The 16,012-nt window shown below is 70.2% G+C and carries 14 protein-coding genes; 13 read left to right on the plus strand and 1 reads right to left on the minus strand.

Annotated elements, in window-relative coordinates:
* The first annotated feature begins 41 nt into the window (after positions 1-41).
* The 10 genes from metH to AB0H54_RS13935 all read left to right on the plus strand — a co-directional run bounded on the left by metH (position 42) and on the right by AB0H54_RS13935 (position 12,842).
* Entirely contained in the window at positions 42-3,638 is a 3,597-nt protein-coding gene (gene metH, locus AB0H54_RS13890; RefSeq protein ID WP_357345535.1) for a methionine synthase, read from the plus strand.
* 220 nt (positions 3,639-3,858) lie between these two features.
* A complete protein-coding gene (locus AB0H54_RS13895) occupies positions 3,859-5,706 on the plus strand; it encodes a serine/threonine-protein kinase (RefSeq protein ID WP_357345537.1) in 1,848 nt (615 codons plus the stop codon).
* A 77-nt stretch (positions 5,707-5,783) separates the two neighbouring features.
* Complete coding sequence (locus tag AB0H54_RS13900; protein ID WP_355275560.1) at positions 5,784-6,479, plus strand: HAD family phosphatase; 696 nt, start codon at positions 5,784-5,786, stop codon at positions 6,477-6,479.
* Positions 6,480-6,633: 154 nt separating this feature from the next.
* Positions 6,634-7,497 (plus strand): arpA protein, encoded by an 864-nt coding sequence (locus tag AB0H54_RS13905; protein WP_357345539.1) that lies wholly within the window; start codon positions 6,634-6,636, stop codon positions 7,495-7,497.
* Positions 7,498-7,509: 12 nt separating this feature from the next.
* On the plus strand, positions 7,510-8,325 hold the full coding sequence (locus AB0H54_RS13910; protein ID WP_357345541.1) for a class I SAM-dependent methyltransferase: 816 nt from the start codon (positions 7,510-7,512) through the stop codon (positions 8,323-8,325).
* A gap of 9 nt (positions 8,326-8,334) precedes the next feature.
* Positions 8,335-10,155 (plus strand): choline/carnitine O-acyltransferase, encoded by a 1,821-nt coding sequence (locus tag AB0H54_RS13915; RefSeq protein ID WP_357345543.1) that lies wholly within the window; start codon positions 8,335-8,337, stop codon positions 10,153-10,155.
* 80 nt (positions 10,156-10,235) lie between these two features.
* Entirely contained in the window at positions 10,236-10,499 is a 264-nt protein-coding gene (locus AB0H54_RS13920) for a phosphoribosyl-ATP diphosphatase (RefSeq protein WP_043652956.1), read from the plus strand.
* 57 nt (positions 10,500-10,556) lie between these two features.
* The gene (gene hisG / locus AB0H54_RS13925; protein WP_357345545.1) at positions 10,557-11,408 is read left to right on the plus strand and encodes an ATP phosphoribosyltransferase; all 852 of its coding nucleotides are present in this window, start codon (positions 10,557-10,559) and stop codon (positions 11,406-11,408) included.
* Between the two features lie 172 nt (positions 11,409-11,580).
* Complete coding sequence (locus AB0H54_RS13930) at positions 11,581-11,715, plus strand: hypothetical protein (protein WP_357345547.1); 135 nt, start codon at positions 11,581-11,583, stop codon at positions 11,713-11,715.
* A complete protein-coding gene (locus tag AB0H54_RS13935; RefSeq protein ID WP_357345549.1) occupies positions 11,715-12,842 on the plus strand; it encodes a putative sulfate exporter family transporter in 1,128 nt (375 codons plus the stop codon). The genes AB0H54_RS13930 and AB0H54_RS13935 overlap by 1 nt, the downstream gene beginning before the upstream one ends.
* A 37-nt stretch (positions 12,843-12,879) precedes the next feature.
* On the opposite strand, the gene AB0H54_RS13940 is transcribed toward AB0H54_RS13935, so the two are convergent.
* A complete protein-coding gene (locus AB0H54_RS13940; protein WP_357345551.1) occupies positions 12,880-13,779 on the minus strand; it encodes a PD-(D/E)XK nuclease family protein in 900 nt (299 codons plus the stop codon).
* 133 nt (positions 13,780-13,912) lie between these two features.
* Between AB0H54_RS13940 and AB0H54_RS13945 the strand changes: the two genes are divergently transcribed.
* The 3 genes from AB0H54_RS13945 to AB0H54_RS13955 all read left to right on the plus strand — a co-directional run bounded on the left by AB0H54_RS13945 (position 13,913) and on the right by AB0H54_RS13955 (position 16,010).
* Positions 13,913-14,464 carry a hypothetical protein gene (locus AB0H54_RS13945; protein WP_357345553.1) on the plus strand — a complete coding sequence of 184 codons (552 nt, stop codon included), beginning with the start codon at positions 13,913-13,915 and terminating at the stop codon, positions 14,462-14,464.
* A gap of 77 nt (positions 14,465-14,541) precedes the next feature.
* Positions 14,542-15,375 (plus strand): tRNA (adenine-N1)-methyltransferase, encoded by an 834-nt coding sequence (locus AB0H54_RS13950; RefSeq protein ID WP_355275547.1) that lies wholly within the window; start codon positions 14,542-14,544, stop codon positions 15,373-15,375.
* Positions 15,376-15,500: 125 nt separating this feature from the next.
* Complete coding sequence (locus tag AB0H54_RS13955; RefSeq protein WP_357345555.1) at positions 15,501-16,010, plus strand: DUF4442 domain-containing protein; 510 nt, start codon at positions 15,501-15,503, stop codon at positions 16,008-16,010.
* Positions 16,011-16,012 lie beyond the last annotated feature (2 nt).

Raw genomic sequence — 16,012 nt, forward strand, 5'->3', positions numbered from 1 at the left:
CAGTGGTCTTGCGCGTCGGGGCCGCCCATTAGTCTTGAATCATGTCTGCGTCCTTGCCCACCGGGTTCGATACCACGCTCCTCGACACGCTCCGACGGCGTGTCGTCATCGGCGACGGTGCGATGGGCACGATGTTGCAGGCCGCGGATCTGACGCTCGACGATTTCCGCGGCCTCGAAGGATGCAACGAGATCCTCAACGACACCCGCCCGGATGTCCTCGCCGACATCCACCGCGCCTACTTCGCGGCGGGCGCGGATGCGGTGGAGACCAACACCTTCGGCTGCAACCTGCCCAACCTGGCCGACTACGACATCCAGGACCGAATCCGCGACCTGTCCGAGCGCGGCACCCGGATCGCGCGTGAGGTCGCCGACGAGATGGGGCCGTCCGCCGACGGCACCCCGCGCTACGTCCTCGGCTCGATGGGCCCCGGCACCAAGCTGCCGACGCTGGGGCACGCGCCGTTCGTCTCGCTGCGCGACGCCTACACCGAGGCCGCCCTCGGCATGCTCGACGGCGGCGCCGACGCCATCCTGATCGAGACCTGCCAGGACCTGCTGCAGGTCAAGGCGGCGATCACCGGCAGCAGGCGGGCCATGCTCGCCGCGGGCCGCCGGATCCCGATCATCACCCACGTCACCGTGGAGACCACCGGCACCATGCTGGTCGGCAGCGAGATCGGCGCGGCGCTGACCGCGCTGGAACCACTCGGCATCGACATGATCGGCCTGAACTGCGCGACCGGTCCCGACGAGATGAGCGAGCACCTGCGGCACCTGTCGCGGCACGCGCAGATCCCCGTCTCGGTGATGCCGAACGCGGGCCTGCCGGTGCTCGGCGCGAACGGCGCGGAGTACCCGCTGACTCCGGAGGAGCTGGCCGTCGCGATGAGCGGCTTCGTCTCCGAATTCGGCCTGTCGCTGGTGGGTGGCTGCTGTGGCACCACCCCCGAGCACATCCGCCAGGTCGCCGAGGCCGTGCGCGCGGTCGAGATCACGCTGCCGCCGATCGAGCAGCGCCGCACGCCCGCGCACGAGCCCGCCGTGTCGAGCATGTACACCGCGGTCCCGTTCGAGCAGGACGCCTCGATCCTGATGATCGGCGAGCGCACGAACGCCAACGGCTCCAAGGCATTCCGTGACGCGATGCTGGCCGAGGACTGGCAGCGCTGCCTCGAGATCGCCAAGGACCAGACCCGCGACGGCGCGCACATGCTCGACCTGTGCGTCGACTACGTCGGCCGCGACGGCACCAAGGACATGAACGAGCTGGCCTCGCGCCTGGCCACGTCCTCGACCCTGCCGATCATGCTCGACTCCACCGAGCCGCCGGTCCTGCAGGCCGGTCTGCAGCACCTGGGCGGCCGCTGCGCGGTGAACTCGGTGAACTACGAGGACGGCGCGGGCCCGGATTCGCGCTTCCAGCAGATCATGCGGCTGGTGTCCGAGCACGGCGCCGCGGTGGTCGCGCTGACCATCGACGAGGAGGGCCAGGCCCGCACCGCCGAGACCAAGGTCGCGATCGCCGAACGGCTGATCGACGACATCACGACCAACTGGGGTCTGCTGGAGTCCGACATCATCGTCGACACCCTGACCTTCACCCTCGGCACCGGCCAGGAGGAGTCGCGCAAGGACGGCGAGGAGACCATCAAGGCCATCCGGGAGCTCAAGCGCAAGCACCCGGAGGTGCAGACCACCCTCGGTCTGTCCAACATCTCCTTCGGCCTGAACCCCGCCGCCCGGCAGGTGCTGAACTCGGTGTTCATGCACGAATGTGTCGAAGCCGGACTGGATTCCGCGATCGTGCACGCGTCCAAGATCCTGCCGATGAGCCGGATCCCCGACGAGCAGCGCCAGACCGCACTGGATCTGATCTACGACCGCCGCACCGAGGACTACGACCCGCTGCAGAAGCTGATGGCGCTGTTCGAGGGCGTGTCGACCGCGTCGTCGAAGGCCTCGCGGGCCGAGGAGCTGGCCGCGCTGCCGCTGTTCGACCGGCTCGAGCGGCGCATCGTCGACGGCGAGCGCAACGGCCTCGACGTCGACCTGGACGAGGCGATGCAGACGGTGCCGCCGCTGCAGATCATCAACGAGACCCTGCTCTCGGGCATGAAGACCGTCGGTGAGCTGTTCGGTTCCGGCCAGATGCAGCTGCCGTTCGTGCTGCAGTCGGCCGAGGTGATGAAAACCGCGGTGGCGCACCTGGAACCGCACATGGAGGCCACCGACGACTCCGGCAAGGGCCGGATCGTGCTCGCCACCGTCAAGGGCGACGTGCACGACATCGGCAAGAACCTGGTCGACATCATCCTGTCCAACAACGGCTACGAGGTGGTCAACCTCGGTATCAAGCAGCCGATCGCCACCATCCTCGACGCCGCGCAGGACAAGAAGGCCGACGTCATCGGCATGTCCGGGCTGCTGGTGAAGTCGACCGTGGTGATGAAGGAGAACCTCGAGGAGCTCAACGCCAAGGGTGTCGCCGAACAGTTCCCGGTGCTGCTCGGCGGCGCCGCGCTGACCCGCGCCTACGTGGAGAACGACCTCACCGCCGCCTACGAGGGCGACGTGCACTACGCCCGCGACGCGTTCGAGGGCCTGCGGCTGATGGACGAGATCATGACCGTCAAGCGCGGCGGTGGCCTCGATCCCGACAGCCCCGAGGCGATCGCGGCCAAGGAGAAGGCCGCCGAGCGCAAGGCCCGCCACGAGCGCTCCAAGCGGATCGCCGCCGAGCGCAAGGCCGCCGAGGTGCCGATCGAGGTCCCGGAGCGGTCCGACGTCGCGGCCGACCTGCCCGTGCCGACCCCGCCGTTCTGGGGCACCCGCGTGGTGAAGGGCCTGCCGCTGCAGGAGTATTCGGGCCTGCTCGACGAGCGGGCGCTGTTCCTGGGCCAGTGGGGCCTGCGCGGTCAGCGCAGCGGCGACGGGCCGTCCTACGAGGAACTGGTGGAGACCGAAGGCCGCCCGCGGCTGCGGGCCTGGCTCGATCGGCTGGCGACCGAGGGCGTGCTACAGCACGCCGCGGTGGTGTACGGGTACTTCCCGGCCGTGTCGGAGGGCGACGACGTCATCGTGCTCACCGAGCCCGACGCCGACGCGCCCGAGCGGTACCGGTTCACCTTCCCGCGCCAGCAGCGCGACCGCTTCCTGTGCATCGCCGACTTCATCCGTTCGCGCCAGCGGGCGCGCGAGACCGGCCAGGTCGACGTGCTGCCGTTCCAGCTGGTCACCATGGGCCAGCCGATCGCCGACTTCGCCAACGCGCTGTTCGCGGCCGACAACTACCGCGACTACCTCGAGGTGCACGGCATCGGCGTGCAGCTCACCGAGGCGCTGGCCGAGTACTGGCATCGCCGGGTGCGCGAGGAACTGACGCTGGAGGGCCAGTCGGTCGCCGACGACGATCCCGCCGACATCCTCGACTACTTCAAGCTCGGTTACCGCGGCGCGCGGTACTCCTTCGGCTACGGCGCCTGCCCGGAGCTCGAGGACCGGGCCAAGCTGGTCGACCTGCTCGACGCGGGCCGGGTCGGGGTGACGCTGTCGGAGGAGCTGCAGCTGCACCCGGAACAGTCGACCGACGCGTTCGTCCTGCTGCATCCGGAGGCGAAATACTTCAACGCCTGAGACACTGACAGGCGACGGCAGATCGGACCGGTCCCCGCGGGGCCGGTCCGATGCCGTTGTGCCGGTTGTGAGTCTGGTCACGAAGCGGCCGGGAGTCCATGGACCGGGGCCGTCGGGGACGAGGGCAAAGCAGTTCAGCACGTAGGATTTTCGGAAGTTTCATCCCGCTGTGGCGCGGAGGGCTGGACGACTCGGCGGTATTGCAGGAGGGGCACACGTTATGACATCGGATCGGTTGATCGCGGGACGCTATCGACTCACCGACCCGATCGGCACCGGCGCGATGGGGGTCGTGTGGCGTGCCACCGACGTCCGGCTGCGCCGCACCGTCGCGGTGAAGCAGTTGCTGCTCGCACCGGGACTCACCGGATCGCAAGCGCTGGAAGCGAAGCTGCGCGCCATGCGCGAGGGCCGCATCGCCGCCCGCCTGCACCACCCCAACGCCATCACCGTCTTCGACGTCGCCGAGGAAGACGGCCAGCCCTGGCTGGTCATGGAGTACATGAACGCGCCCAGCCTCGCGGTGAAGCTGGCGGGCGGGGCGACGCTGCCGCCGCTCGAGGTGGCCGGGATCGGGGCCCAGGCCGCGGCCGCGCTGTCGGCGGCGCACGACGCCGGGATCATGCACCGCGACGTGAAGCCGGCCAACCTGCTCGTCGGCGACGACGGCACCGTCAAGCTCACCGACTTCGGGATCTCGCACGCCACCGGCGATGTCACCGTCACTGCCACCGGCTTCCTGGCGGGCACGCCCGCCTACCTGGCGCCCGAGATCGCCCGCGGCGACGACCCGAAGCCCGCCGCCGACGTGTTCGCGCTGGGGTCGACCCTGTACGCCGCCGTGGAGGGCGCCCCGCCGTTCGGCGAGGGTGACAACCCGCTCGCGGTGCTGCACGCCGTCGCCAGGGGCGTGGTGCCGCAACCGCAGCGGGCGGGATCGCTCGGTCCGGTGCTGATGTGGCTGCTGACCGCGTCGGCCGAGGACCGGCCGACCATGGCGCAGGCGCGCACGGCGCTCGAAGATGTCGCGGCGGGCCGGGTTCCGGCACTGCCCGCCACGGCGACCAAGGTGCTGCCGCTGAGCGAGGCGGCCACCACGCTGCTGCCCCAGCCCGCCACGCCGACGACGGCCAAGTCCGGCGCCGCGGGTCTGCTCGGCGGCGGACTGGCGCTGGCGAAGGCGGCGAAGTCCGCGATCACCGGCGGATCGCCCGCCACGGGAACGGGGGGAGCGGCGGGCGTTTCGCCCGCGGCGCCGTCGGGACCGGACAGTGGGGCAGCGGCAGCGGGCGCCGACGCGGGCCGGGCAGGCGCGCGACAGGACCGGCCACAGGACGCCGCGTCAGGCACCGGCGCCGAACGAAACGGGACCCCGTCCGGACCGCCGCCGGTCGGCCCGACCCCGCCCGCACGCACCGACGGGCCGAACAACAGCCGGGCCATTCTGCTGCTCGCCGCCGCCGTCGCCGCGTTCACGGTGATGCTGGTCGTGCTCGTCGTGACGCGGGACCGGGGCGCGGACCCCACACAGCAGGCGCTGGACCCGGTCACCGTCACCACGGTGGTCGACGGCAAGGTCAGCACCGTCGTCATCGTCCCCGAGCAGGAGACGGTCACCGTGTCCGCACCGCCGGGCCCGGCCCAGACGGGGCCGACGACCCCCGGCGCCACGTCCACTCCGTCGGCCACGAGCACCTCGGGCAAGCCGACCGTCACGCCCAGCCCGACCAGCACCACGATCACCACCACCCCGTTCGGCCCGCCGAGCCCGGACCGCATCGGCCAGTTCATCGCCGGGTACTACGGCATGCTGCCCGGCAATATCGGCGGCGCCTGGGCGCAGCTGGCCCCCGGCTATCAGGCGCAGACCGGTGGATACGGCCAGTACTCCTCGTTCTGGTCGACGGTGCGGTCGGTGACTGTCGGCTCGATCACGCCGAACGGGGAGAACCGGGCGGTCGTCTCGCTCACCTACCACCTCACCAACGGCACCGTGACCTCGGAGAATCGCTGGATCCAGGTGAGCGGCACCGGCAACAGCCTGCAGATCGCCGGATCCGGTGTCTGATCCGCACCGGCTACCCTGAACGCGGCCCGGCGTCCGCCGGTCCGATCCGACGCGGAAGAGAACGAGGCGAGAAACAGGTGAGCGCGCGACCGGCCGCGGTGCTGTGGGACATGGACGGCACGCTGCTCGACTCGGAGAAGCTGTGGGATATCGCGGTGCGCGAACTGGCTCGCGAACACGGCCGTGAGCTCACCGACGAGATCCGCCACGCGCTGATCGGCGCCTCCGGCCCGAACGCGCTGCGCATGCTGTTCGACGGCATCGGCGTCGAGGCGACGCCGCGGGTCCTCGCCGAGGCGGGGGAGTTCCTCGAACGGCGGGTCACCGAGCTGATGCTCGGGCCGATCCCGTGGCGGCCCGGTGCCAAGGACGCGCTCGCCATGGTGCGCGCGGCGGGACTGCGCTGCGCGCTGGTGACCAACACCAAGCGCTCGCTCACCGAATACGGTCTCGACACGCTGGGCCGCGATTTCTTCGACACCTCCGTCTGCGGTGACGAAGTGGCGCACGGCAAACCCGATCCGGCCATCTATCGCAAGGCCGCCGACCTGCTCGGACTCGACCCGGCCGACTGCGTGGCGATCGAGGATTCGCCCACCGGCGCACTCGCGGCACAGGGCGCCGGGTGCGGCCTGATCGTGATTCCGTGCGAAATCGCGGTTCCCGAGGCGCCGGGGCGGGTATTCCGGGAGTCACTGGTGGGTTTGTCGGCCGCCGATCTGGGGGCCGCGCTCGCGGTGCGCGACGAACATTTCGGCAGCGCAGCGAGATAGGGCGAATAGCCTACCGTGATAATTCCGGTATCGACAGAGATTGTTCGAAAACTGTTGTCGCACAGTTGATTTCATGACGCTGTGATCTGCCCGGGATAGGCCGGATTTGCCGAAACCCTGGGCGTGTCGGCGAAAGTTACCGCAAACTGAAGCCATGACAGGGACGCGGGGGCTTGACGAAATCGTCGACATCGCACGGTATCCGCTCACCGATCTCGGTGGTCCGGGCCGGCGCGCCGCGGTCGAGGCCGCCCGCGCGGAACTCGCGCAGGACGGCTGTACCGTCCTGCGCGAGTTCCTCCGCCCGGAGCTGTGGGACACGCTGCGCGCGGAGGGGGAGCGGATCGCCCCGCACGCCCACTACAAGGTGGAGCGGGTCAACGCCTACAACATCCCGCTCGACACCGATCTGCCCGCCGACCACCCGGCCCGGATCGTGCTCGACCGCGGCAACGCCTTCGTCGCCCGCGACCGCATTCCCGCCGACGCGCTGATCGAGCGCCTCTACACCGACCCGATCTTCCAGCGTTTCGTCGCCGACTGTTTCGAACTCGACGAACTGCACGAATTCGCCGACCCGCTGGCCGGTCTGTGCCTGAACGTGGTCGAGCCGGGCATGTCGCACCCCTGGCATTTCGACACCAACGAGTTCACCGTCAGCATGCTGACCCGCCGCCCCGAAGCCGGCGGTGTCTTCGAGTACTGCCCCAATATCCGCGATCCGCACGCCGAGCATCTCGACGACGTGCGCGCCGTGCTCACCGGCGAGGGCGAACGGTTCATCCGCGCCCTGGAACTGCGCCCCGGCGATCTGCAGCTGTTCAAGGGCCGCTTCTCGCTCCACCGGGTCACCGAGGTGGCCGGTGCGGGACAACGACATTCGGCGATCTTCGCCTACACGGACCGGCCCGGGGTGATCGGCACTGTCGAACGCACCAGGCAGCTGTTCGGCCGTGTCCTGCCCGACCATGTGGCCGCCGCGGCCGACGCCGTCCGAGGTGACCGACTGCTCGACTGAGAGGAACCGCCCATGTCCGTTCCGTTGCACACCACCGGCAAAGCATCCTTCGACGACATCTACGAAAGTCCCGATCCGCGTGCCTACTTCGCGCGGATGAACGAGCTGGACTACCGGATCCCGGAGCTGGCCAAGCCGCATTTCCAGGAGCAGTTGCGCCAGCTGCGGGCGGCGCGGCCGGACCGGATCCCGACGGTGCTCGACCTGGGCTGCTCCTACGGGGTGAACGCGGCGTTGCTGCGGACCGGCACGACGGTCGAGGAGCTGGCCGGGCACTATCGCGACCACGCCGAGACCGACAAGGTCGGGCTGATCGCGGCGGACCGGGAGCGGTTACGCGCCGACCTGATGCCCGACGTACGCTTCGTCGGGATGGACGCCGCACGCCCGGCGCTGACCTACGCCCACGCCGCCGGATTCCTGCACGACTACGTGCACGCCGACCTCGAGGCCACCGAGCCGACCGAGGCCCAGCGGCGTGTGCTCGCCTCCGCCGATCTGGTGATCTCCACCGGATGCGTCGGCTACATCACCGAGAAAACCCTCTCCAGGGTCGCCCAGGCGGATCCCCGCACGCGGCCGTGGATGGCGCATTTCGTGTTGCGGATGTTCGATTTCGGCCCCATCGCCGCGGAACTCGCCGCGCTCGGCTATCGCAGCGAGCAGCGTCCCGGTATGTTCCAGCAGCGGCGCTTCGCTTCGGCCCAGGAACGTGCACAGGTGCTGGAAGCGTTGGCGGCCAAGGGAATCGACACCACCGACCACGAAGCCGAAGGCTGGCTCTACGCCAACCTGTTCGTGTCCCGCCCGCATCCCATCGAGACCTGAGGATCTGGATTGAACCAACCGACGTTCGCCGCCGAAGACAGCCTGCCCCGGGTACCGCTGCCGACACTGGACGACAGTTGCGCGCGGTTCCTGCAGTGGTGTCAGCCGCTGCTCGGCGCCGAGGAACTCGCCACCACCGAGGCCGCAGTCGCCGAACTGCTGCGGCCCGGTGGGGCAGGCCGGACCCTGCACGCCGCGCTCGCCGAGTACGACGCCACACCGGGGGTCGGCAGCTGGCTCGACGAGTTCTGGCCCTCGCGGTACCTGGGCCGCCGCGACCGGATCGCGCTGAACGCCAACTTCGTCTTCCTGTTCCGCGACGACACCCCGCTGGCCGCCTCCACCGTGGCGGGCCAGGCCGAGCGGGCCGCCGCGATCATCGGCGCCGCCGTGGACTACAAGCTGGCGCTGGACGCCGAGCGGATCCCGCCGGTCACCCAGCGCGGGCAGCAGCTGTCGATGTGGCAGAACGAGTACCTGTTCTCCGAGACCCGGATCCCGGGCGAAGAGCAGGACACCGTGCGCAAGCCCTACAGCCCGGAATGGCCGGGTCCCTCGGACGCGCGCCACATCGTGGTCTTCTACCGCGGCAACATCTTCCGGATGGACGTGATCGGCCCGGACGGCGCGCCGTACGCGTTCGAGGACGTGGTCGACGGGCTGCGGGCGGTCATCAAGGGCGGCACCAAGCCCGCGGCCACCGACACCTCGATCGGGCACCTGACCACCAAGGCCAGGGCGGAGTGGGCCCGCAGCCGGGCCACCCTGCGCGCCGAGGCGGCCAATGTCGCGGCGTTCGACGAGGTCGAGACGGCGCTGTTCGCGGTCTGCCTGGAAGACTTCACGCCCCGTGACGAACTGCACGCCTGCGATCAGCTGCTGCACGGTGACAGCGCCAACCGGTACTTCGACAAGTCGGTGTCGTTCATCGTCTTCGCCGACGGCCAGGCAGGCATCAACATCGAGCACTGCGGTCTCGACGGCACCACCGTGCTGTCGTTCGTGGACACCCTGCTCGAGCGGACCGCGCAGGACCATGCCGCCACCAGCGGCGCGCGGGCCCAGGGGCTGCCGCAGGTCGAGCCGATCGAGTTCGTCCTCGATTCGGCAGCCCGGGCCGACATCGCGGCGGCGGGCGCCGACTTCGCCCGCTTCGCCGCCGACACCGCGACCGCGCTGGTCTCGTTCGACGACTTCGGCACCGGCGCGGCCAAGCAGCTCGGCATCTCGCCCGACGCGTTCGCCCAGCTGGCCTATCAGCTCGCCCACCGGCGCAGCAAGGGCCTGACCGGCGCCACCTACGAGTCCATCGCGACCCGGCAGTTCCGCAACGGCCGCACCGAGGCCATGCGCGTGGTGACCCCGGAGATGGTGGCCTTCGTCGACGCGATGGTCGACGATTCCGTCGAGCGCGACGGCAAGCTGGCCGCGGCCCGCACGGCGGCGTCCGCGCACGTCGGCCGGGCCAAGGAGTGCCAGGCCGGTCAGGCGCCCGAGCAGCACCTGTGGGAGCTGCAATGGATCCAGCGCCGCCGCGGCGCGGAGCTGGGCGTCGCCGACGAGCGGATCGCGCTGTTCGACAGCCCCGGCTGGACGATCATGCGCGACGACTACCTGAGCACCAGCTCGGCGCCGTCGGTGCACATCCGCTACTTCGGTTTCGGCTCCACCAGCCCCACCTGCATCGGCATCGCCTACGTGCTGCTGCCGGACCGCTGGAACATCTACCTGGCCACCCCCAAGTCGGTGGCCGACCAGATGTACGCCTTCGCCGACCACCTGCGCACCGCGGTCGCCGACCTGCGCGAACTGCTGGCCGACCCGTCCTGACGGTGACCCGCGCACCGTGGCCGCCGGTGGCCACGGTGCGCGGGAAAACCGGTGTACACGGTGTGAAACAATCACTCATCGTGAAGAACTTCGAATCCCTGTTCGCCGAGCTGCAGGATCGTGCCCAGACCCGTCCCGAGGGGTCGGGCACCGTGGCCGCGCTGGACGCAGGCGTTCATTTCCAGGGTAAGAAGGTGCTCGAGGAAGCCGGTGAGATCTGGCTGGCCGCCGAGCACGAGAGCGACGAAGCGCTCGCCGAGGAGATCTCCCAGCTGCTGTACTGGGTCCAGGTGATGATGGTGGGTCGCGGGCTGAAGCTCGAGGACGTGTACCGACATCTGTGACGGCTGATCCGTCCCGGTCGACACCTCCACTTCCGCTCCCCGAAAGGACCCCTTCCCATGTTGCGCGTCGCAGTTCCCAACAAGGGCTCGCTGTCGGAATCCGCCGTCTCGATCCTGAGTGAGGCCGGTTACCGCAAACGCACCGATTCCCGTGAGCTGACCGTCTTCGACCCCGCCAACCAGGTCGAATTCTTCTTCCTGCGGCCCAAGGACATCGCCATCTACGTCGGCTCCGGTGAGCTCGACCTCGGCATCACCGGCCGCGACCTGGCCCTGGATTCCGGGTCGCCGGTCAGCGAGCGCCTCTCGCTCGGCTTCGGCCGTTCCTCCTTCCGCTACGCCGCGCCGGCCGGTGAGGACTGGAAGGTCGAGGATCTGGCGGGCAAGCGCATCGCCACCTCGTACCCGAACCTGGTCCGCGCCGACCTGGCCCGCTTCGGCATCGAGGCCGAGGTCATCCGCCTCGACGGCGCCGTCGAGATCTCGATCCAGCTGGGCGTGGCCGACGCGATCGCCGATGTCGTCGGCTCCGGCCGCACGCTGCGTCAGCACAACCTGGTCGCCTTCGGCGACTCGCTCTGCGATTCCGAGGGCGTGCTGATCGAGCGCACCGGCTCCGACCAGGACGACCGGGCTCGCAACCAGCTCATCGCGCGCATCCAGGGTGTGGTGTTCGCCCAGCAGTACCTGATGCTGGACTACGACTGCCCCAAGTCGCTGCTCGACGAGGCCGTCGCCATCACCCCGGGCCTGGAGTCGCCGACGGTCTCCCCGCTCACCGACCCCGACTGGGTCGCGGTGCGCGCCCTGGTCCCGCGCAAGCAGGGCAACGACCTGATGGATCGCCTCGCCGATCTCGGTGCCAAGGCCATCCTCGCCACCGACATCCGGTCCTGCCGCGCGTTCTGACCGATTCGTCCCGAATGGCCCGGCGGCCGTGCTCGGCTCGCCGGGCCGTTTCGCGTCTCCGGCCGTGCGTGCGGCGCGGCGCGAGATCGGTTCAGGGTGAGCGCAATCGGTGTGTGCCGGGGGAGGGCGTTGCTACCTTGCGGTTTCTCGATGAGGAACACAAGGAGTCACCGTGTCCCAGACACAACCCGAGCCGCGGCCGGGTAGCGCATTCACGTGGAACGAGGACTGGCTGGCCACGGTCGTCGGTCTCGCTCTGATCGGTCTCGTCCTGGTCGGGGCGATCCCCGCGTGGCTGGTGCCGTGATGAGCGAACCGAAGACCACGACGGAAACCGCCGCGCTGCAGGCCAACCCGCGTCCCACGAGCACCGACATCGCGGCCGGGATCCTGCTGGTGCTCGCGCTCGGCGCGCTGACCCGGTTCTTCGACACCCAGGTGCCGCAGTGGGCGGCCGATACGCCGTTCACGCGGATCGCCAAGTCGGTCGAATATCCGGTGTACGCGATCGCGATCGGCTTGCTCGGCAATGTGGTGCTGAGCAAACTCGGCCTGCGGGAACGGCTTTCGGCCGGGTTCCGGACCGAGTTCTTCATCAAGACCGGTGTGGTGCTGCTCGGCGCGTCGATCAATCTGAAGATCCTGGTGACGGCGGCCGCGCCGTCGATCGTCCAGGCGCTGGCGCTGATCACCATCGTGTTCGGCTTCACCTGGTGGTTCGGCGGCAAGCTCGGCCTCGACGACAAGCTGCGGGCGCTGCTGTCCTCGGCGGTGTCGATCTGCGGGGTGAGCGCCGCGATCGCGGCGGCCGGGGCGGTGCAGGCGAGGCGCGAGCAGATCGCCTACGCGGCCTCGCTGGTGATCATCTTCGCGCTGCCCTCGATCTTCCTGCTGCCCTGGCTGGCCGACGCCTTCGGCCTGTCGGACGCGGTGGCGGGCGCCTGGATCGGCGGCAATATCGACACCACGGCCGCGGTGGCCGCGGCGGGCGCGCTCGCCGGGGAGGACGCGCTGAAGATCGCCACGATCGTCAAGACCACGCAGAACGCGCTGATCGGTCTCGTCGCCATCGCGCTGACCGCCTGGTTCGCGTTCCGGGTCGACCGTACGCCGGGCGCGGCCCGGCCGAGCATCGGCGAATTCTGGTCCAGGTTCCCGAAGTTCGTGCTCGGCTTCCTCGCCGCCTCGATCATCGGCACCCTGTACCTGCAGTCGGTCGACAAGAAGACCGGTGCGGCGCACATCGCGATCATCAACGACCTGCGCACCTGGTTCCTGATCCTCGCCTTCGTCTCCATCGGCCTGGAGTTCTCGCTGCGCGGACTGCGTGAGGCGGGCTGGCGGCCGATCGCGGTCTTCGGCTCGGCGGTCGTGGTGAACCTGGCGGTCGGGCTCGGACTGTCGGTGCTGCTGTTCCGCGACTTCGCGGTGTGAGGGTGACGCGGCCGTCGCCGGACGGGCGACGGCCGGCTCAGACGTCCTCGGCGGGGCGCGCGTCGGGCAGTCCCAGCTCGACCGGCGCCTGCCGCGGCCAGCCCGGATACGGCGGCGGCGCGCCACCGAACTCCGGGCACAGGTGCTGGAAGTCGCAGAACCGGCACATCGCGGAGCGCGAGGGCGGGAAGTCGCCGGTGCGGCCCGCCTCCAGGATCGCCTGCCACAGCGCGATCAGGATCCGCTCGAAGCGGTCCAGCTCGTCGCGGTCGGGGGAGTAGGTGAGCAGCACCTTGTCGGCCAGGTAGATCAGCCGCAGCTGGGCGGGCACGATATCGCGGGTGCGCAGGATCATCAGCGCGTAGAACTTGAGCTGGAACAGCGCCCTGGCCTCGTGCAGCGGGCCGGGGGCGCGCCCGGTCTTGTAGTCGACCACCCGCAGCAGGCCGTTGGGCGCGATGTCGATCCGGTCGACGAACCCGCGCAGCGGAATGTCACCGGCCAGCTCGACCTCCACCCGCTCCTCCCGCGAGTCCGGCTCGAACCGGGTCGGATCCTCGAGCTCGTAATAGCTCTCGACCAGCCGCCGCACCTCCGCGAACAGCGCCTCCGGGCCGCCCTCGGCGACCAGTTCGTCGATCCCGTCCCGGTCGGCCCGCACCCGATCCCAGGCGCCGGGCACCAGCTCGGCCGCGCGCTCGGGGTGCCGCTCGGCGGCGGGCAGCCCGAACAGATCCTCGAGCACCGCGTGCACCACCGTGCCCCGCACCGCGGCCCGGGTCGGCGGCTCCGGCACCCGATCGATCGCCCGCAACCGGTACTTGAGCGGGCACTGCTTGAAATCGCTTGCCCGCGAAGGCGACAGCGCCGGCCGCGACCGCTGGGCCGGACCATCGGCGGTGTCGTCGGCGAGCGACGCGGACACGGGCACTGACATACTTCGCAGGGTATCGGCACCCACCGACATCGACCCGCGCTACCTGCGCCACCGGCAGCGGCGGTGGTCGCGGTGGCGGCGTCGGGGAAGCGCAGGACGCCGTGGACGAGCCACTACGCCGTACCGCGACTACGTGGTGTTCACCAGGGTGATGGGCGGTGCGCAGCCCGAGCGCGCGGCGACCATCACACGGGCGCTGGAACGGCAACGGCCACTGCTGGATTCGTTCACCGCGACACCCGAGGGCGAGCTCGCCCGGCTGCCGCACGACCCGGACGGGATCTTCGCGTTGTCGATCGATGACAGCGGCAGCGGCCGCGGGGCCTACCGGCAGCACGCCGCGCTGCTGTTCGCCGAGGACCAGCAGGCCGCGGTGACGCTGTACCGCAAGGTGGGAGTCAGCGCGCTGGCCACCAAGGGCAGCACCGTCTATCGCGCGGCGGACCCGGCGGGGGCGACCGAGCTCGCGGCCGCCACCACCGCCGCCGCACGGGGTATGGCGACCGCGCCGGCGCCCGCCGACGTGCCCGGCGTGTCCTGTCTGACCGACGGCGGGGAGCACGCCAATGCCTGGGTCTGCCTGGTGACCAGTGGACGCCACGTCGCCGAGGTCTGGGCGAAGACCCAGGACGCCGCGCACACCGGTGCCCGTGACCAGCAGCGGGTGCTGGCGGCCGCGAAGTAGCGCCCGGTGTCACCCCGTTCGGTGGGTGATCGCGCCGACCTGGCAGGCTGGAGGCTTCACTCGAAGAACGGAGATACATGACGGCCAGACGGACCGGTCCATTCACCATCGGGGACCGGGTGCAGCTGACCGATGCCAAGGGGCGCCTCTACACGGTGGTGCTGGAGGAGGGGAAGGAGTTCCACACCCACCGCGGCGGCATCAAGCACGACGACCTCATCGGCACCGACGAGGGCACCGTCGTGAAGTCCACGAACGGCACCCCCTACCTGGCGTTGCGCCCCCTGCTGGTCGACTACGTGCTGTCGATGCCGCGCGGCGCGGCCGTCATCTACCCGAAGGACGCGGCGCAGATCGTCCACGAGGGTGATGTGTTCCCCGGCGCGCGGGTGCTCGAGGCGGGGGCCGGCTCCGGCGCGCTGACCTGCTCGCTGCTGCGCGCGGTCGGCCCCGAGGGCGAGGTGATCTCCTACGAGATCCGCGACGACCACGCCGAGCACGCCATCCGCAATGTCGAGACCTTCTTCGGCGAACGCCCGGCGAACTGGTCGCTGACCGTCGCCGACGTCGCCCAGTACGAGGGTGAGCAGGTCGACCGGGTGGTCCTGGACATGCTCGCCCCCTGGGACGCGCTGCCCGCCGTGTCCAAGGCGCTGGTCCCCGGCGGTGTGCTGGTCGTCTACGTCGCCACGGTGACCCAGCTGTCGAAGGTCGTCGAAGCGCTGCGCGAGCAGGAGTGCTGGACCGAACCGCGCTCGTGGGAGTCGATGGTGCGCGGCTGGCACGTCGTCGGCCTGGCCGTGCGGCCCGAGCACCGCATGCAGGGGCACACCGCTTTCCTGGTGAGCGCGCGCCGCCTCGCCGAGGGTACGGTCACCCCCAAGCCGCAGCGGCGGCCGTCGAAGGGCTGACGAGGTTTCGGCTCCCCGGATCCGGGGCAGCTTTCGAGGTGGGCGCGCGCGTGCCCACATCGTGAGCCGCTCCCCGGGGAGCGGCACGGAACCCGGCCCGTCGGCCGGGTCAGGGAGGGAACCCCATGCCGAGTACCGAACCGTCCGCGACGAAGGACCCGTCCGCCGGGATGCTGTATCCCGGCGATTCCCCGCGCCTGTATCGCGCGGTGTTCAACGTCTTCCCGCCCTACCTGTTCGGCGGGGCGCGGGTGAAACACATTGCCGCCGACTGGACGTCGGTCCGCGTCGACTATCGGGTCCGGCCGTGGAACCGCAACAGCCCGAACCGGGCCGCGTTCGGCGGCACGCTGTACTCGATGACCGACCCGTTCTTCGCGATCATGGCCTACGGCCAGCTCGGGCGCGGCTACCGGATCTGGAACATCACCGGGTCCATCGAATTCCTCCGTCCCGGCCGCGGCACCGTCACCGCCACCATGGGGCTCTCGCGCGACCAGGTCGCCGAGATCCGCGAGGCGACCGCGGCGGGCGCGAAATCGATCACCGAGCACAGTGCCGAGATCGTCGACGCGAACGGCACCCTCGTCGCCCGCGCCGCGCAGCAGCTCTACGTCCGGCGGCTGCCGGACTGAGC

It is taken from the genome of Nocardia sp. NPDC050718 (genome assembly GCF_040654235.1).
Classification (GTDB): domain Bacteria; phylum Actinomycetota; class Actinomycetes; order Mycobacteriales; family Mycobacteriaceae; genus Nocardia.

What these genes read in the sequence shown, in the direction of transcription:
- metH (WP_357345535.1), top strand. Translation starts at nt 42, where the DNA reads ATGTCTGCGTCCTTGCCCACCGGGTTCGATACCACGCTCCTCGACACG.
- AB0H54_RS13895 (WP_357345537.1), top strand. Translation starts at nt 3,859, where the DNA reads ATGACATCGGATCGGTTGATCGCGGGACGCTATCGACTCACCGACCCG.
- AB0H54_RS13905 (WP_357345539.1), top strand. Translation starts at nt 6,634, where the DNA reads ATGACAGGGACGCGGGGGCTTGACGAAATCGTCGACATCGCACGGTAT.
- AB0H54_RS13910 (WP_357345541.1), top strand. Translation starts at nt 7,510, where the DNA reads ATGTCCGTTCCGTTGCACACCACCGGCAAAGCATCCTTCGACGACATC.
- hisG (WP_357345545.1), top strand. Translation starts at nt 10,557, where the DNA reads ATGTTGCGCGTCGCAGTTCCCAACAAGGGCTCGCTGTCGGAATCCGCC.
- AB0H54_RS13935 (WP_357345549.1), top strand. Translation starts at nt 11,715, where the DNA reads ATGAGCGAACCGAAGACCACGACGGAAACCGCCGCGCTGCAGGCCAAC.
- AB0H54_RS13940 (WP_357345551.1), bottom strand. Translation starts at nt 13,779, where the DNA reads ATGTCAGTGCCCGTGTCCGCGTCGCTCGCCGACGACACCGCCGATGGT.
- AB0H54_RS13950 (WP_355275547.1), top strand. Translation starts at nt 14,542, where the DNA reads ATGACGGCCAGACGGACCGGTCCATTCACCATCGGGGACCGGGTGCAG.
- AB0H54_RS13955 (WP_357345555.1), top strand. Translation starts at nt 15,501, where the DNA reads ATGCCGAGTACCGAACCGTCCGCGACGAAGGACCCGTCCGCCGGGATG.